A 15,749-nucleotide genomic window follows, 5' to 3' on the forward strand; every position below is an offset into this window, starting at 1 on the left:
AATCGACTGGAGATCGTGTTCGATCGACGCCCGAGTCGAACCGAGGCGGCACCGATCACCGACGAAAACGGCGACGGCGCCGACCCCCGCGATGGGAATCGGCGCCGTCGCCGTCGTTGCCGAAGGACTGTGGAGCTATCGCTTCGAGCGCTGCTTGATGCGCGCCGTCAACTCCTGGACCTGGTCGTAGACCTTGCGACGCTCGGTCATTTCCTTGCGAATCTTCTTGTCCGCGTACATCACCGTCGTGTGATCTCGGCCGAACGTCTGACCGATCTTCGGTAGCGACAGGTCGGTGAGCTCTCTGCAGAGATACATCGCGATCTGCCGGGCCATGGCCAACGCTCGGGCCTTACCCGGTCCGCACAGGTCCTCGATGGAGGTGTCGAAGTACTCCGCGGTGACGGCCATGATCGTGGCCGCGTTGATCTCCAAGCTGGACGAATCGGGAATCAGGTCACGTAGGACGACCTCGGCGAGGGTGAGGTCGAGGGCCTGTCCGTTCAACGAGGCGAATGCCGTCACGCGAATGAGGGCGCCTTCGAGCTCGCGGATGTTGCGCTCGATGCGGCTGGCGATCAGCTCCAGGACGTCGTGCGGCACGTCGAGTCGATCCATCCGAGCCTTCTTGCTCAGAATGGCGATCCGCGTCTCGAGCTCCGGTGGCTGGACGTCGGTGATCAGGCCCCACTCGAAGCGGGTACGCAGCCGCTCCTCGAGGGTCGCCAACTGTTTGGGTGGTCGGTCGGACGAGACGACGATCTGCTTGTTGGCGTTGTGCAGCGTGTTGAAGGTGTGGAAGAACTCTTCCTGGATACCTTCCTTGCCCTCGATGAACTGAATGTCGTCGACCAGCAGCACGTCGGTCTCCCGGTAGCGGCGCTTGAACGCCACCTTGCGGTCGTCACGGAGACTGTTGATGAAGTCGTTGGTGAATTCTTCGGTGGAGACGTACTTGACGCGCATGCCCGGGAACAGGCGCTGCGCGTAGTGACCGGCCGCGTGCAGCAGGTGCGTCTTGCCCAGGCCCGATGCCCCCCACACGAACAACGGGTTGTACGCCCGGGCGGGTGCTTCGGCGATGGCGACCGCGGCGGCGTGCGCGAACCGGTTGGAGGCGCCGATCACGAACGTGTCGAAGGTGTACTTCGAGTTGAGGCTGTTGGCACCCGACGATGGTGGCGTCGACTCCGGTGGTTTGGTGAAGTACGTCGGCCACGAGTTCTGGACACTGGCGAGGGCTTCCCGCTCGTCGTCCACTTCCTCGTAATCGGCGGTCTCGGAGTCCGACGGCTCGTCGTCTCTGCTGGTCAGGACGCGGCGCCGGTACGTCGGGGAACTGACGGCATCGGGATACGTCGAGCGCTCGGTTTCGAGCTTCTCGTCCTCGGGGGCGGAGATCCGAACGCCGAGACCTTCGACACCCTGTCCCAGATGACGCCCCAGGGCTCCCAGGATGGGTTCGCGCAGGTCACGTTCGATCGCTTCCTGAGCGAAGGTCGACGGGACGGCGAGCAGAGCGAAGCCCTGAGTCAACGTGAGCGGTTTGACCAGCGCGAGCCAGGCCTTCTGGCCCTTGGTCAGCGGCGACCCACTGTGTCGGTCGGACGTCAGCTCCGCGACTACCTCGGGCCAGATGCGCGCAAGCGCATCCGGATCGTCGTTCACGTCGATCCCTCCGTCGTCGAGCTTGTAGGTCTCGCCGGACTCCGACAACCGATTCGGTGCGGCGTTTCGAACCCGCGCAACCGCGTCGTCGGATAGCGTCGTCGATCGTGCGCCTCCGCGGCCGAGACAAGGGTCCTTCGGTGGACCCCGCAAGGTACGAATATGCCACCTGAACTGTGTTTCCACACAATTATCCACAGGTGTGGATAAACGACACCGATGTGAGCCCAACCGTCACCGAGTGGCGTGGTAGTACGTATACGACAGTCTGACCTGCGGCGATAGCCATTGTCAGTCGTTCGATCGCAGCAACGACCAGTTGCGCGGCGCGGCGGAACGACAGATATTGTCGACTCTTCGGCCCGTCCGAGGTCTCGTCGTCGGTGGCCTGTGTATGAATCGACGGATCGGTCGATGTCGAGCGAGTTTGACCACCGGTGACTCGATCAGTACTCTCGAACAGTCACCCAATAGCGAGGTGGCCGATGCTTGCTGGCTGCTCACAGTCTGTCTTCACTCGGATTTCTCGCTCGGGAGGCTAGCGAGTTCATCCGAACTCGCTGAGAACCTTTACAGCAGGCGCCGACAGATCGGCGTCTTCGAATCTCGAGGAGTGTTGACCGTGGCCAAGGGCAAGCGGACGTTCCAGCCGAACAATCGCCGCCGCGCGCGCGTTCATGGCTTCCGTCTTCGTATGCGTACCCGTGCGGGTCGTGCAATCGTTTCCGCACGTCGCGGCAAGGGCCGCAAAGAACTCACAGCCTGATAACCGTTCGTCCGAAGCTTGGAGCTCGGGATGCTTCCTGAGCCGAATCGGCTGCATCGCGCACGTGACTTCACCGTGGTGATGCGTCGAGGACGCCGAATGGGTAGATCGGACCTGGTCGTACACGCAGTTGCGCGTCACGAGCAGGGCATCGCATCCACCGTTCATGGGCCACGTTTCGGATTGATCGTCAGCAAGGCAGTCGGGCCGGCCGTAACTCGTCATCGAGTTGCGCGCCGGCTTCGGCATATCTGTGCCGAGGTGATCGACGGGCTCGCGGTGAACACCGACGTGGTCATTCGAGCACTTCCGGGTGCTGCGCACGCATCCTCGGCAGATTTACACGTTCAACTGCGTTCAGGTTTGAAGAAGCTCGGTCTACTCGAAGCTCCGAAGGGTCCGCCGTCATGACATTCATGGGCAACCTTCGTTCCATTCCTGCTCGAACTCTCGTCTACTGCATCGTGTTGTACCGGACCTATGTGTCCCCGATGCGGCCCCCTACCTGTCGCTTCTCCCCCACCTGCAGTGAATACGCCATCGAGGCGCTCCAGGTGCACGGGATGCCGAAGGGCTCGCTCCTGGCAGTCGTCCGCCTCCTCAAATGTGCTCCCTGGCACTCTGGAGGCTGGGACCCGGTGCCCGAACCCGGTAGGTGGCGCGCAACCGTCACCGAGCTGACCGAAACCGAAGAACACCACGATCTCCTGCGAGTGGAAGAACAGAGGAGTACATAGAGCCGTGCTCGACTTCATTTACTACCCGGTTGCCTGGATTCTCTGGGTGTGGCACAAGGTGTTCGGCTTTGTGTTCCAGGATCCCAGCAATGGCTTCGCCTGGGCATTGTCCGTCGTCTTCCTCGTCTTCACCCTCCGGCTGATCCTGTACAAGCCCTTCGTCAAGCAGGTCCGCACGACGCGGCAGATGCAGGAACTGCAGCCGCAGATCAAGGCGCTGCAGAAGAAGTACGGCAAAGACAAGCAAAAAATGGCCGTCCAGATGCAGAAGCTGCAAAAAGAACACGGCTTCAACCCGTTGATGGGCTGCCTCCCCGTGCTGGCGCAGGCACCCGTCTTCATCGGCCTGTTCCACGTGCTTCGCTCGTTCAACCGCACCGGCACCGGTTTCGGTCAGCTCGGGCTGACGCCCGAAGAGAATCGTGAGCTGTCGAACTACGCGTTCAACGTGTCCGATGTGCAGTCGTTCCTCGATGCTCGTCTGTTCGGTGCACCGATCTCGGCGTGGATCACGATGCCGCAGGATCAGCTCAACGCCTTCGCTGTGGGTCCGGGAGCAACAATTCCGTCCACATGGGTCATCGCGGCGGTATCCATCCCACTGATGATCATCGCGGCGATCATGACGCACCTGAACTCACGTGCGTCGGTCGCACGTCAGAGCGCTGCCGCGGCAGCAAACCCGCAGTCCGCGATCATGAACAAGCTGGCCCTCTACGTGTTCCCGCTCGGCGTCCTCGTCTTCGGCGCATTGCTTCCGATCGCCATCCTGCTGTACTGGGTCAGCAACAACACCTGGACCTACGCGCAGCAGCACCTCGTGTTCGGCAAGATCGACAAGGAAGAGGCCGCCAAGGTAGCGGCCGCCGTCGAGAAGCGCTCGGAGAATGCGCCCAAGCCCGGAGTGAAGCCGGTCTCGACCACCAAGCCCAAGCCCGGCGCTCGGCCGAAGCTCTCGAAGATGGCACCGACAGGTGAAGAGTCCTCGACCGATGCCGGAACCGCCGGGACGGAGTCCTCGTCAGGGTCTGCCACGCCGAGCAAACCGCGACCGCAGGCGAACAGGAACAAGTCGACCAAGCGCAAGCGGCGCTGACCGACACGTCGAGAGAAGGACGAACATGGCAGCGCACGCCGAAGAAGCACAGAACGACGAAGTACGGAACGCAGCAGCTGGGGATGGAGTGGGTGACGTGATGGTCGAGACCGATCAGGTGAGTGCCGTCGAGACGGAGTCCGACGACGACGCAACCGTCGACGACGCCGTGCAGAAGACGCCGTCGGTTCCCACGAGTGTCGATGACGCTGCGGCCTCGAATGACGACGATCCGGATGAGGACGACGAAGACGACGAGGACTACTTGGTCGAGGAAGGCGAAATCGCCGGCGACTACCTCGAGCAGCTTCTGGACGTGCTCGACTTCGACGGAGACATCGACCTCGACGTCGAGGGTGATCGCGCGATCGTCAGCATCGACGGCGGAGACGATCTCGCCAAGCTCGTCGGTCGCAAGGGCGAGGTACTCGACGCTCTGCAGGAACTCACCCGTCTGGCTGTGCAGCAGTCGACGGGCGAGCGCAGCAAGCTGATGCTCGACGTCGCCGGGTGGCGCGCCAAGCGACGCACCGAGCTCGGGAACCTGGGTGCCGAAGCGGCACGTCGAGTACTCGAATCCGGAGAGCGTGAAGAACTGACTCCGATGACTCCGTTCGAGCGGAAGATCGTGCACGACGCAGTCGCCAAGATCGACGGCGTTGCGAGCGAAAGTACCGGCGTCGAACCCGCTCGACGAGTCGTCGTCGTCAAGGCATAACGACACTTTCGATAAGCGATGGCCCCCACTTCGGTGGGGGCCATCGTCGTTTGTGTCGAAAGCTCGGGCTTGAATTGCACGGATGTAATTTGCCTTGGGTGTTGGCGATCGGATGGGCTCCGAGAGCGAAAAATAAAGGGCCCAGCGGTATCGGACGCTTTCGTCACTGTGACGGGTGGTTGCAGGGCGGCTCTGTCCGTGATTCCACGTGTTGGACGATGTTTCACGTGAAACGAACGCTGAGGCAGATGTCGATTGATAGGTCGAGGTGGCTCGCCCTTGTGGCGGTCATACGCACGCCGATCATGCGACCGGATCCCGTTTGGTCGACAGCCGATGATCGAGGAATGCCTCGCGGCTCGGCGAGGTCGAGGGTGTCAACCAACTCTTGGACCCCAGCCGATTGCGAGTAGCCGAGACCACCCATCGTGCACACGCTGAGAACCGCCCGCTTAGTTCTGCAGCATCAACGCACGCGTGTGCTCAGTTCCAAGTTCCGAGGAAGGAATCAAGTCACGGTGGGACCGCGGACTATCCGACCGTCGGTTCGCTTGCCGCGATGCGCGCCCGCGGCGAGCACATAGTCGCCGTGGCCCCTTGCGCGACGATATGACAGGCGGGCCTCGGTGTAGCGGGCGGGCACACCGGGCTAGTTCATGACCTCAAACTCTGCTGTCGGGCCGGGAGAAGGTGTACTCCTCACTTGCCGAGCCGGTGTTGGATGAAGACGTGAGCCCATCGACGGACGGTGGGTTGTGACCGTGCTGTGCGTGCTGCGCGAACTCCTGGAGGCATGAGGTGTAGCAGGATCTGTCTGGGTGAATTCTGTGATGACCTTGTTCTGGATTGCGACGGCGGAGTGTCCGGCGCGGTGACGGCGCAGGTTAGGTCGAATGAGCATGGGTGGTTCACCATGGCGTGACGTGTGGCGGCCGGCAGTTTCGTAGTCACCTTCGGTCGCTTCACGCTCAGCGGGACTCGATACACCAGCATCGGATCGCGAATGTCTGCGAACGCAGGATCACCCATCGTGGGTGCGCCCCGGCGTCGCATCATGGACACGACGGTCGCGTAGGGAGAACCACCTCCCCCCGGGTGACTTACGAGGGGAGCGGACGCGTGTGCGTGTTTCACGTGAAACAGTCGGGTCTCTTGGACGGCTGTCACTTATCGAGACTGGGCTCGGTTGGACTGGTGCCGGCTCGCTCTATGCGTCCGACCCCATTTGCTCGAGGAGGGATCGACGCTGCCGCCCTCAATCGCCGTGCAGTCGTCGTCTTCGAATTGCGTCTGCGGGTGAAGTGGTCCAACTGATCGGAGGCACCCGAGGGTCGCCTGCCAATCTGACATCCAGACTTATCGTCGGTAAGACCCGTTGTAGAACTTGGCGCCGAGGGCGACTAACGGTCATCGAGACTACGGCGAAGTCGACGGCGAACGTGACCCGCAGAGACTTGGATCGTGTTTCACGTGAAACACGATCTAAAGCACGATCCTGCTTTCGAGGCGTCCGACGCTTTTGAATACGCTCCGGCCGATGCTCACGACATTCGGCGGGCCCGGCCCGAGGAGCAGTCCGAACCGGGCGTCGATCTTGCGACCGGTCGACCGGTGCTCGCGACAGCCGGCGGTAGGCGGGCGCGAGGAGCAGTCCGAGCCGCGCGACATTTTCCGACAGGTCAAACGATGCTCGAAGCTGTCCGGTTGTATCCGAAAGCGTGGGTGCCAATCGCGGACGACGCCACGGCGGGTGGTCGCAAGAGCCGGTCCGAACGAGGGGGTGCGGAGTCGGCTTCGAGCTTGGTGCTGTGGGGCGAGGCTGTGGTCGAGAGTGAGGGCGACGTGTAGCAGGCTCGGTCGAGGCATGATCGATTGCGGTGTCATTCGCGCGACGAATCTGCCGATGCTGTTCGACTAGAGTGAGCTGTCCGGTTTCACGTGAAACAGCGGAGGGCGCCGCCGCCCGACAGCACGCAGACGGCCATCAGAGTTACGACTCGTCTCGACGAACTGGTTGCTCAAAACCTGGGCGGGGATGGCGGATGCCTTTCACTGAACGCGGTCCCCAACGCCGTCCTCGGGTGTGCTCATCGCATAGGCGGATTGTGTGGGACCCGTGTCGGCTGGTCGGGTCAATGTGCCGATTGGGTGCTTTCCCTTGGCGGGCTCGCCGAGTGTCCATATAGCAACGGTCGTAGGCGGCCCGGCCGAGGACCACATGACGGCGGTGGGTACGGGGCAGCGATCCACTTCTAGTCCCCGGCCTGACGCTCCCCCATCGGATGGGAGACAGGAAGGGCTCTCGTACCGGATGGGTCTGGTCGTACGGGCATCTCGTTAACCATCGGCGGACCTGGAAGTCCCACTTGATGTGGATCGGTGCACAAGTTCATTGGAGTGCGCTGAGGACATCGGGTTGGTCGGTCCTACGCCCGCAATCGACGATTCCCCAGCCGTCGGACCGCGGCGCGGTTTCACGTGAAACACCGGCGTACTGGGCGACGGAGACGTGTCGGGAAAGATGAACCGTCGAATCGGGAGCGGGTGCGCGGACGGCGGTCCTGGTGTGCTCCACCCAGCGAATCGGGACTCCAACTCCCGGAACCTCGCAATCTCGTTGACTTACAGAGGTGTCGTTTGGCGATCCGTGCCCGAGCACGGGATGATGTTTCACGTGGAACAAGAAGCGTCGGATAGCACCGAGTTGATGGCCGTCGCCGAGCAGATGTTCGGAGATCGACTGGATCTCGCTCGGAGATATCACGAGTCCTTGGCTACCGCCGGAGTCGAACGGGGGCTGATCGGTCCACGCGAAGTTCCGCGACTCTGGAAGCGGCATATCCTCAATTGCGCTGCGATCGGCGAGCTCATCGACGAGGGCGAGACTGTGGTCGACATCGGCAGCGGTGCTGGCCTTCCCGGCATCCCTCTTGCCATCGCTCGACCGGATCTTCGGGTGACGCTCGTCGAGCCTCTTCTTCGGAGAACCGTCTATCTGGCCGAGTTCATCGACGAGCACGATCTGAACGTGTTGGTCGTACGTGGGCGGGCCGAGCAGCCCGGCGTGAAGAAGGAAGCCGGCGGCGCGGATGTCGTCACGTCGAGGGCTGTGGCCCCGCTGGAGAAGCTCGCCAAATGGTCTCTCCCCCTCGTTCACGAACGCGGCCGGATGCTCGCGCTGAAGGGTTCCAGCGCGAGTGAGGAGATCGAACGCGACAGGACTTCCCTCACCCGTATGGGTGCTGGCAAGCTGGAGGTCGTGGAGTGCGGTGTCGGTCTTCTCCCGACACCCACCATCGTCGTCAGGGCAGTCCGTGAGCCGCGGCGGCTCAGTCGCCACTGATGATCGATTGCGGGAATCGCCCCGCGCCGTTTGTATCGAACGTAGAACACATTCAGTTCCGCACTAAGGAGCACATATGTCGGGTGGGTCGGATCCCGCTGTTTCACGTGAAACAGAGTCCAAGAAGAAGTCGTCGAACGCAGCCGCCAACAAGGCGGGGGTGACGAGTGGCTTCGAGTACACCAACTCGATTTCGACCGACGACACCCCGATCGGGGCCGCCGCGCACCGGGCCAGTCAGGTCCTTCACCCGGGATCGGTGACGCTGCCCAAGCCGGCGAAGCGCCGCATGCTGACGATTGCGAATCAGAAGGGCGGCGTCGGCAAGACCACGACGGCGGTCAACCTCGCAGCCGCACTCGCGCTCCAGGGCCTGACGGTCTTGGTGGTGGATCTGGACCCTCAGGGCAACGCCAGCACCGCACTGGGCGTCGAACATCATTCCGGTGTGCCGTCGAGCTACGAGGTGCTCATCGGCGAAGTGAAGGCCAAAGACGCGATCCAGCAGAGTCCACACAGTGAGCGGTTGTTCTGCATCCCGGCAACGATCGACCTCGCGGGCGCGGAGATCGAGTTGGTCTCGATGGTGGCCCGGGAAGGACGCCTCAAGACGGCGTTGTCGGTCGAGGAGTTGGCCGGACTCGACGCCGATTTCATCCTCATCGACTGCCCACCGTCACTCGGTCTGTTGACAGTCAATGCGCTTGTGGCGGCCACCGAGGTGCTGATTCCCATTCAATGCGAGTACTACGCACTGGAGGGTGTGGGGCAGCTGCTTCGGAATATCGAGCTGGTTCAGTCCCATCTCAATCCTGAATTGCACGTCTCGACCGTCATCCTCACGATGTACGACGGCCGCACCAAACTGGCCGATCAGGTCGCCGAGGAAGTGCGCAAGCACTTCGGTGATGCCGTCCTGCGTGCCGTGATTCCGCGCAGTGTGAAGGTCTCCGAGGCACCGGGGTACGGCATGACGGTGTTGGATTACGACCCGGGTTCGCGTGGAGCAATGAGTTACTTGGACGCCGGACGAGAGCTCGCTGCTCGCTCGGCCGGCATCGACGCACGAAAGAAGTAGGACATGAGTCAAGCACGTAAGGGCGGTCTGGGGCGCGGACTCGCGTCGCTCATCCCCACGGGCCCCGATGCCGGACCGCGCCTCGGTAATGCAGCAGCCGACGTCATCATCGGTGCCGACCGCAACGCCAAGGACAAGGCGGACACGTCGACGAAGCCCAAGCGGGCAGCGGCGTCCGACGACACCACAGAGACCGCAACGGCACCTACTCCGACGCCGCCGGTGCTGAACGGGGGCGACCTCTCCCCTGTCGGTGCCGTGTATCGGGAGATTTCGCCGGAGAGAATTGAGGCCAATCCCAAGCAGCCGAGGCACGTCTTCGACGACGAATCCCTTGCCGAACTGGTGCACTCGATTCGCGAATTCGGCCTCATGCAGCCGATCGTGGTGCGTCTCGTATCCGGTTCTGCAGCTGCAGGAGATGCCAAGTATCAACTCGTCATGGGCGAGCGGCGGTGGCGCGCGAGCCAGGAAGCGGGCCTGGAGAAGATCCCCGCGATCGTCCGGGAAACCGCAGACGACGCAATGCTGCGCGACGCACTGCTCGAAAACATCCATCGCGTACAGCTCAATCCTCTCGAAGAGGCGGCCGCATATCAGCAGCTGCTCGAGGAATTCGATGTCACGCACGAGGAGCTCGCGGCAAAGATCGGTCGCTCACGCCCCGTCGTGACCAACATGATCCGTCTGCTGAAGCTGCCGATTCCGGTACAGAGACGTGTCGCAGCCGGTGTTCTGTCGGCGGGACATGCACGCGCACTGCTGTCGTTGGACGCGGGATCGGATGCACAGGAATCGTTGGCTGCGCGCATCGTGGCCGAGGGTCTCTCGGTTCGAGCGACGGAAGAAGCCGTCACTCTCGCCAATCGCGAGGACGGTAAGTCCCCCGAACCGGCGGCGAAGCGCAAGCCGATCCAGATGCCGGGCCTTCAGGATGTGGCCGATCGTCTCTCGGATTCGTTCGATACGAGGGTGACAGTGAGTCTGGGTAAGCGAAAGGGCAAGATCGTCGTCGAATTCGGGTCGGTCGACGACCTTCAGAGAATCGTCGAGATGATGGAAGCTCAGAAGAAAAAGTAGCCGCGTTTTTTCAGGACCAGTCATACCAGGGCGTAACGTCACTGTGACGTATATCGATGACGAGTGGTCCCGAAAACGGCAAGTTGGATCGAAAACTATTGTGATGCACTAGGTTTCGAGGATCTTCCCCGATCACCAGGTAGCGCGACCCCGTCGCCTATCCTGGTCGAGGAGAGAATCGGCTCCCCACCGAGAATCGAGCGGTGGAACGACTGCACGGAGGCTGAGGTACGCGGTGTCGGCGATGGTGACCGGAGTGACCCTCGGCTCGTTCGAACATCTGCCGGCACATTCTCGGCGGTGTAGCTTCTGGGTCCTCGATCCCACGTCCGACGGCGCGGCAGTGGACCTCGAATTCGAGAACGAGGTGTGGTTGTCGACGATCATGCTCGAGTGGGGATCGTGCGGACAGCTGTTGTCCGTGGACGGCAACACGATCGGGTGTGCGCTGTACTGCCCGCCCCGCGCAGTTCCTCGGGCGTCGACCTTCCCTACTTCGCCCGTCAGTCCCGACGCGGTCCTACTGACCCAGCTTCGTATCGACTCCCCGGCCGATGCGGATCTGCATTCGGCAACCCTGATTCAGGCGGTGGTCGGCGATCTCGTCAATCGTGGTGTTCGTGCCTTGGAGGCCTTCGGCATTCGCCACAATGCGGACGACGCGTCGCCGGCAATTCCCAACGCGACGGCACATGCGACGTGCTCGGCTGCGACATGCATGATCGACGCCGACTTTCTGGAGAAGGTCGGCTTCGAGGTGGTGGCGCCGCATCACAGGTTCCCGAGACTCCGCCTCGAATTGGATCGCGATCACGGGTGGAAGCAGGACGTCGAATCGGCGCTCGAGCAATTGCTGGTGGCGGCGAGTATCTCGGTGGTCGACATCGAACAGAAGTCGACGGTCGGAGCTCGCTGAACGACGGGCTCCGACCGGTGGCTCGGGGGCGCCGTCGATCAGGGGCGGTCGGCGGCGGCGAGTTCCTCGGCCAGTAGTTCAGCGAACGTGAACGTGCCGGTCGGTTGGTCGTCCTGACCTAGGAGGTACAACCGCTTGACGGCGATCAGGATTGCTTCGGCAATGATGTCGCGGAATCGCGGATCGCTCAGTACTTCGACGTCGGATTCGTTGGTGAGGTAGCCGAGGTCTATCTGGATGGTCGGCATGTTGGTGAGCCGCAACAGATCCCACGTGCGGCCGTGACTGCGGCAATCGAGAAGTGGTGTGCGAGCAACGATTTCGCGTTGCACGTAGCTGGTGAGGACCTGGCCGATCATCGAGGTGGATCCGTGCGAGTTACCGAAGTGGAAGCTGGCCACTCCGTTGGCCACAGGACTGGTGCTCGACGCGCAGCGCAGCGAGATCATCAGATCTGCGCCCCAGGCGTTGGCGGTTTCCGCGCGGTCGGCCACCGACGGGTTGGTTCCCCGTGCACGAGAGAGGAACGTTTCCATTCCGGTCGCCGCCATTCGGCCTTCGAGACGACTGGCTAGATCCCACAGAATTTCCGATTCGGAGACGCGTCCGAATGTGCCGTCGACGATGCGGCCGGTGTCGGCACCACCGAGATCGGGGTCGATGACGATTCGCTTACCCGTCAACTGTGGGCCGGATTTGCGTACGAGTTCTTCTTCGCTCATCGCGTGGGGCGATCCACCGGTGACGCGGGTTCCGAGGAGGTCGAGCGAACGCAGTGTCGCCGGACCACAGATACCGTCGGGAGCCAGACCGATCTCGCGTTGAAAAGACGACAGGCCCTCGTGCGTCTTCGGACCGAAGAAGCCGTCGACGCGCTCGTTGTAGAAACCGAGGTCCTGCAGGCGTGTCTGCAGGGTGGCGACGTCGTCGCCGTACAGCGGAGCGGACAGCTGGTAGATCAGCGTGCGGGCACCGAGGTGGTAGGACGCTTCTTTGAGGGCGCGGTACGTGGCCGGTCCGACGATACCGTCGACCAGTAAGCCGCGATGCTGCTGGAATGCGCGGACGGCACCGTCGAGGGCCCGGTCGAACACCGATCCCGGGGCCGTCCAGTGGCCGTCGTCCATCGGGCCGGGCGGAACCACGGCCTCGTGGAGGAAACCGAGTGCCGAGAGAGTGCCGCGGACCTCGGCGACGGCGGGTCCGGAATCGCCGTGACTGAGCTCCTGCATCCTGGAAAAACCCTCTCGATCGTCCTGACGGTCTACACGCACTTCGATGCGCTGATGTGCCGACGCAAGCATCGGCACATCAGATGATTGTCGCAGAAAGACAGGCTTCTGCGGCAATCCACACCAAGCGTGGGTGAGTCAGATAACGCCTTCGAGGTCCTTGAGCAGCGCGGCCTTGCCCTTTGCGCCGACGATCTGCTTGACCGGCTTGCCACCCTGGAACAGGATCAGCGTCGGGATGGACATGACCTTGAAGTCCCGAGCCGCCTGCGGGTTGGCGTCGATGTCGAGCTTGGCGATGGTCAGCTTGTCCTTGTGCTCGGCAGCGATCTCCTCGAGAACGGGAGCAACCATCTTGCACGGGCCGCACCAGGTGGCCCAGAAGTCGACCAGAACGGGCTTCTCGCTGGTCAGAACGTCGTCGACGAACGACGCGTCGGTGATGGTGACTGTGCTCTTGTCGTCGGACATGTGAATCTCCTCGGTGTGGGTCTGCAAACAGGTGGTGGGGCTACCGGTCAGGCGTTGACGGCGTCGACCGGCTGATCGGCGTGCTCGAGTGTGTTGGTGGTGATGTCGCCCTGCTCGGCCAGCCAACGCTCGGCGTCGATGGATGCGGTGCAGCCGGTACCCGCAGCGGTGATGGCCTGCTGGTAGACGTGATCGACGAGGTCGCCTGCAGCGAACACGCCTTCGACCGAGGTGGCCGACGTGGGCGATGCAACCTTGACGTAGCCGGCATCGTCGAGTTCGACCTGGCCCTTGACCAGCTCGTTGCGAGGATCGTGGCCGATCGCCACGAACATTCCGGTGACGTCCAGAGTCGTCTTCTCGCCGGTGACTGCATGTTCCAGAGACAGGCCGGTGACGCTGGTGTCGCCGAGGACTTCGAGAACCTTGGTGTCGGTGAGGAAACGAATCTTCTCGTTCTTCTTGGCGCGCTCGAGCATGATGCGGGACGCGCGGAACTCGCTGCGGCGGTGCACGATCGTCACGCTTCGGGCGAAGCGCGTGAGGAAGGTTGCCTCTTCCATTGCCGAGTCGCCGCCGCCGATGACGGCGATGTCCTGGTCGCGGAAGAAGAACCCGTCGCAGGTGGCGCATGCGCTGACGCCGCGTCCGAGGAGCTTCTCCTCACCGGGAATGGAGAGGTACCGAGCGGCTGCGCCCATCGCGAGAATGATCGCGCGAGCACGGTAGGTCTCGCCGCCCGCCGAGACGGTCTTGATCGGCCCGGTCAACTCGAGCTCCTCGACGTCCTCGGTGCGGATGTCGGCACCGAAACGTTGCGCCTGCTCGCGCATCTGTTCCATCAGATCGGGGCCCATGATGCCCTCGCGGAAACCGGGGAAGTTCTCGACCTCGGTCGTCGTCATCAAGGCACCGCCGAACTGGGTTCCCTCGAACAGGATCGGCTCCAGCTCTGCGCGGGCCGCGTAGACACCGGCGGTATAACCGGCCGGTCCCGAACCGACGATGATGAGATCGTGAACCTTGGGGGTACTCAATGCAGACCTTCCGATCTTGTGCGGCGTGTTCTTGGCGTCGACGCGAAAGTGCACTGAGCACTGCCTATCGACGTACATCTGGTCAACACCACCCTAGAGGCAGTTGTTCCCCGGTGAGAGATGTGTCAGCCGATATCGCGACGCGTGAGGACATCGGGATTGCCGCCGCGGCAATCGTTGCCTACTGCCAGAGCGATGAACTGCGCCGGCCCGGCCCCGGCGAGGACGAGGAGAGTTCCCTGTCGGCCTTCGATTCGAACCTGACTGGATCCGAGAACGGTGGCGGCGGGGTCCACGCCGTTGGCGTCGAGACACGCGGCCAGGTCTGCCGGATCCGACAGGCTGCCGGGGTCTCGTTTACCGATGACGGTGAACGCGACGTTCGAGTCGAGATCGGTGGAATCGAGAACGAGGGACGAGTCGGGTGGCGTGGTCCCCGGCTCGGCTACGACGGGATCCGACGTGCCCGGGCTGTGCAGAACGGCGGCGAAGGTGACCGAACCACCCGCGAGAAGTGCTGCAGCAGCGGCAATTCCGACGATCACGTGCCGGCGTGTACGCGCGCTACGTGGAGGTCTGCGAAGCGGAAGGACATCGGCGGTACGGTCCGCCGACTCTGTGTCGGCCAGGGTCTCGAGGGTGCGATCGATCTGCCGGGCGACGTCGGCGGGAACGGGCATCGTGCCGTTCGGATCCTCGCCCAACTCGTGCAGCCGAGCGGTGACGGTGTCCAGTGTCGCCAGGATTCGCATCGCCTCGGCGTCGGCACGCACCAACGGCCACAGCCGACTGCTGACGTCCTCGGGTAGCGCATCTGCATGCAGATCGGCCAGCAACTCGGGTGAGAACGGGGCACCGGGTAGAGCGTCGGTGTTCGACGACACGTTCCTGCCTCCCTTCGCCGAGTCTTCTTTCCCTCTCACACGGTTTAGACGCGAGGGGTCTAGATTCGGTTCCCTGCGTCCTTGAGGTATGCGAGCTGCGTCGACAACTTGAGTCTGCCGCGAGCGCATCGACTCTTCACGGTACCGGTGGGAACCCCCAGCAACGCTGCGGCGTCGGCCACCGAGTAGCCCTCCATGTCCACGACGACCACCGCCGCTCGCTGGTCGGGCGGCAGCGTCATCAGGGCCTGTCGGACGAGGATGCTCGTCTCGGATTCGGAGATTCGGTCCCGAGGCGACACCGGTTCGTGACTCTCGTTCTCGCTCAACGGAACCGACGGACGTGCCTTGTTTCGGCGAATGCGATCGAGGCACGCGTTGACGACGATCTTGTGCAACCAACTGCGGACTGCAGCGTCCGCGCGAAACGACCCGGCCGTTCGATGCGCGGAGAGCAACGCCTCCTGCAACGCGTCGGATGCGTCCTCGGGTGTGTAGCTCGTGCGGCGTGCCGTGAGCCACAGGTGTTCCTGATGGCGATGGATCAACGTGGCGAATGCGGTGGGCTCACCGGCTGCATGAGCAGCCAACAATTCCGCATCCGTGCGCTCCCCCAGCGCCGAATCGATACGTTCGGTCATACGAAAACGGCTCCCCCCGTGTTAACGCATTGGGGGGAGCCTAGGCCATCGATACCGCGAAGTACGAAACGAACGCGATTTG

General features: G+C 62.8%; 15 protein-coding genes. 9 read left to right on the forward strand and 6 right to left on the reverse strand.

Annotated elements, in window-relative coordinates; all coding sequences use genetic code 11:
* Positions 1-135: 135 nt before the first annotated feature.
* A complete protein-coding gene (gene dnaA / locus K414_RS0105300; RefSeq protein ID WP_027495001.1) occupies positions 136-1,668 on the reverse strand; it encodes a chromosomal replication initiator protein DnaA in 1,533 nt (510 codons plus the stop codon).
* Positions 1,669-2,290: 622 nt separating this feature from the next.
* On the opposite strand from dnaA, the gene rpmH reads away from it, so the two are divergent.
* The 9 genes from rpmH to K414_RS0105365 all read left to right on the forward strand — a co-directional run bounded on the left by rpmH (position 2,291) and on the right by K414_RS0105365 (position 11,402).
* Complete coding sequence (gene rpmH / locus K414_RS0105305) at positions 2,291-2,434, forward strand: 50S ribosomal protein L34 (protein WP_026347786.1); 144 nt, start codon at positions 2,291-2,293, stop codon at positions 2,432-2,434.
* A gap of 30 nt (positions 2,435-2,464) precedes the next feature.
* Entirely contained in the window at positions 2,465-2,845 is a 381-nt protein-coding gene (gene rnpA / locus K414_RS0105310) for a ribonuclease P protein component (RefSeq protein WP_027495002.1), read from the forward strand.
* The gene (gene yidD / locus K414_RS0105315) at positions 2,842-3,171 is read left to right on the forward strand and encodes a membrane protein insertion efficiency factor YidD (protein WP_027495003.1); all 330 of its coding nucleotides are present in this window, start codon (positions 2,842-2,844) and stop codon (positions 3,169-3,171) included. Before rnpA ends, yidD begins: the two co-directional genes overlap by 4 nt.
* 4 nt (positions 3,172-3,175) lie before the next feature.
* Positions 3,176-4,267 carry a membrane protein insertase YidC gene (gene yidC, locus K414_RS0105320; RefSeq protein WP_027495004.1) on the forward strand — a complete coding sequence of 364 codons (1,092 nt, stop codon included), beginning with the start codon at positions 3,176-3,178 and terminating at the stop codon, positions 4,265-4,267.
* Between the two features lie 25 nt (positions 4,268-4,292).
* The gene (locus tag K414_RS0105325) at positions 4,293-4,985 is read left to right on the forward strand and encodes a R3H domain-containing nucleic acid-binding protein (RefSeq protein WP_027495005.1); all 693 of its coding nucleotides are present in this window, start codon (positions 4,293-4,295) and stop codon (positions 4,983-4,985) included.
* 2,665 nt (positions 4,986-7,650) lie between these two features.
* A complete protein-coding gene (gene rsmG, locus K414_RS0105350) occupies positions 7,651-8,328 on the forward strand; it encodes a 16S rRNA (guanine(527)-N(7))-methyltransferase RsmG (RefSeq protein WP_027495007.1) in 678 nt (225 codons plus the stop codon).
* Between the two features lie 76 nt (positions 8,329-8,404).
* Positions 8,405-9,406: a ParA family protein gene (locus tag K414_RS0105355; RefSeq protein ID WP_027495008.1), complete on the forward strand. Its 1,002-nt coding sequence runs from the start codon at positions 8,405-8,407 to the stop codon at positions 9,404-9,406.
* Between the two features lie 3 nt (positions 9,407-9,409).
* Complete coding sequence (locus K414_RS0105360) at positions 9,410-10,486, forward strand: ParB/RepB/Spo0J family partition protein (protein ID WP_027495009.1); 1,077 nt, start codon at positions 9,410-9,412, stop codon at positions 10,484-10,486.
* A 235-nt stretch (positions 10,487-10,721) separates the two neighbouring features.
* On the forward strand, positions 10,722-11,402 hold the full coding sequence (locus tag K414_RS0105365; protein WP_027495010.1) for a hypothetical protein: 681 nt from the start codon (positions 10,722-10,724) through the stop codon (positions 11,400-11,402).
* Between the two features lie 38 nt (positions 11,403-11,440).
* On the opposite strand, the gene K414_RS0105370 is transcribed toward K414_RS0105365, so the two are convergent.
* The 5 genes from K414_RS0105370 to sigM form a co-directional block, all read right to left on the reverse strand.
* Positions 11,441-12,634, reverse strand: coding sequence for an N-acetylmuramoyl-L-alanine amidase (locus tag K414_RS0105370; RefSeq protein ID WP_027495011.1), 1,194 nt, complete (start codon positions 12,632-12,634; stop codon positions 11,441-11,443).
* A gap of 138 nt (positions 12,635-12,772) precedes the next feature.
* Positions 12,773-13,105 (reverse strand): thioredoxin, encoded by a 333-nt coding sequence (gene trxA / locus K414_RS0105375; protein ID WP_008711582.1) that lies wholly within the window; start codon positions 13,103-13,105, stop codon positions 12,773-12,775.
* 47 nt (positions 13,106-13,152) lie between these two features.
* Positions 13,153-14,142 carry a thioredoxin-disulfide reductase gene (gene trxB, locus K414_RS0105380; RefSeq protein WP_027495012.1) on the reverse strand — a complete coding sequence of 330 codons (990 nt, stop codon included), beginning with the start codon at positions 14,140-14,142 and terminating at the stop codon, positions 13,153-13,155.
* A gap of 125 nt (positions 14,143-14,267) precedes the next feature.
* A complete protein-coding gene (locus tag K414_RS0105385) occupies positions 14,268-15,026 on the reverse strand; it encodes a hypothetical protein (RefSeq protein WP_027495013.1) in 759 nt (252 codons plus the stop codon).
* Positions 15,027-15,085: 59 nt separating this feature from the next.
* Positions 15,086-15,667: an RNA polymerase sigma factor SigM gene (sigM, locus tag K414_RS0105390; protein ID WP_045841535.1), complete on the reverse strand. Its 582-nt coding sequence runs from the start codon at positions 15,665-15,667 to the stop codon at positions 15,086-15,088.
* Between the last annotated feature and the right edge of the window lie 82 nt (positions 15,668-15,749).

This window comes from Rhodococcus sp. JG-3 (assembly GCF_000482405.1).
GTDB classification, from domain to species: Bacteria; Actinomycetota; Actinomycetes; order Mycobacteriales; family Mycobacteriaceae; genus Rhodococcoides; species Rhodococcoides fascians.

Bases quoted from the DNA above. Each gene is read 5' to 3' on its own strand.
- rnpA (WP_027495002.1), top strand. From the start codon at position 2,465: ATGCTTCCTGAGCCGAATCGGCTGCATCGCGCACGTGACTTCACCGTG.
- yidD (WP_027495003.1), top strand. From the start codon at position 2,842: ATGACATTCATGGGCAACCTTCGTTCCATTCCTGCTCGAACTCTCGTC.
- K414_RS0105325 (WP_027495005.1), top strand. From the start codon at position 4,293: ATGGCAGCGCACGCCGAAGAAGCACAGAACGACGAAGTACGGAACGCA.
- rsmG (WP_027495007.1), top strand. From the start codon at position 7,651: ATGTTTCACGTGGAACAAGAAGCGTCGGATAGCACCGAGTTGATGGCC.
- K414_RS0105355 (WP_027495008.1), top strand. From the start codon at position 8,405: ATGTCGGGTGGGTCGGATCCCGCTGTTTCACGTGAAACAGAGTCCAAG.
- K414_RS0105360 (WP_027495009.1), top strand. From the start codon at position 9,410: ATGAGTCAAGCACGTAAGGGCGGTCTGGGGCGCGGACTCGCGTCGCTC.
- K414_RS0105370 (WP_027495011.1), bottom strand. From the start codon at position 12,634: ATGCAGGAGCTCAGTCACGGCGATTCCGGACCCGCCGTCGCCGAGGTC.
- trxA (WP_008711582.1), bottom strand. From the start codon at position 13,105: ATGTCCGACGACAAGAGCACAGTCACCATCACCGACGCGTCGTTCGTC.
- sigM (WP_045841535.1), bottom strand. From the start codon at position 15,667: ATGACCGAACGTATCGATTCGGCGCTGGGGGAGCGCACGGATGCGGAA.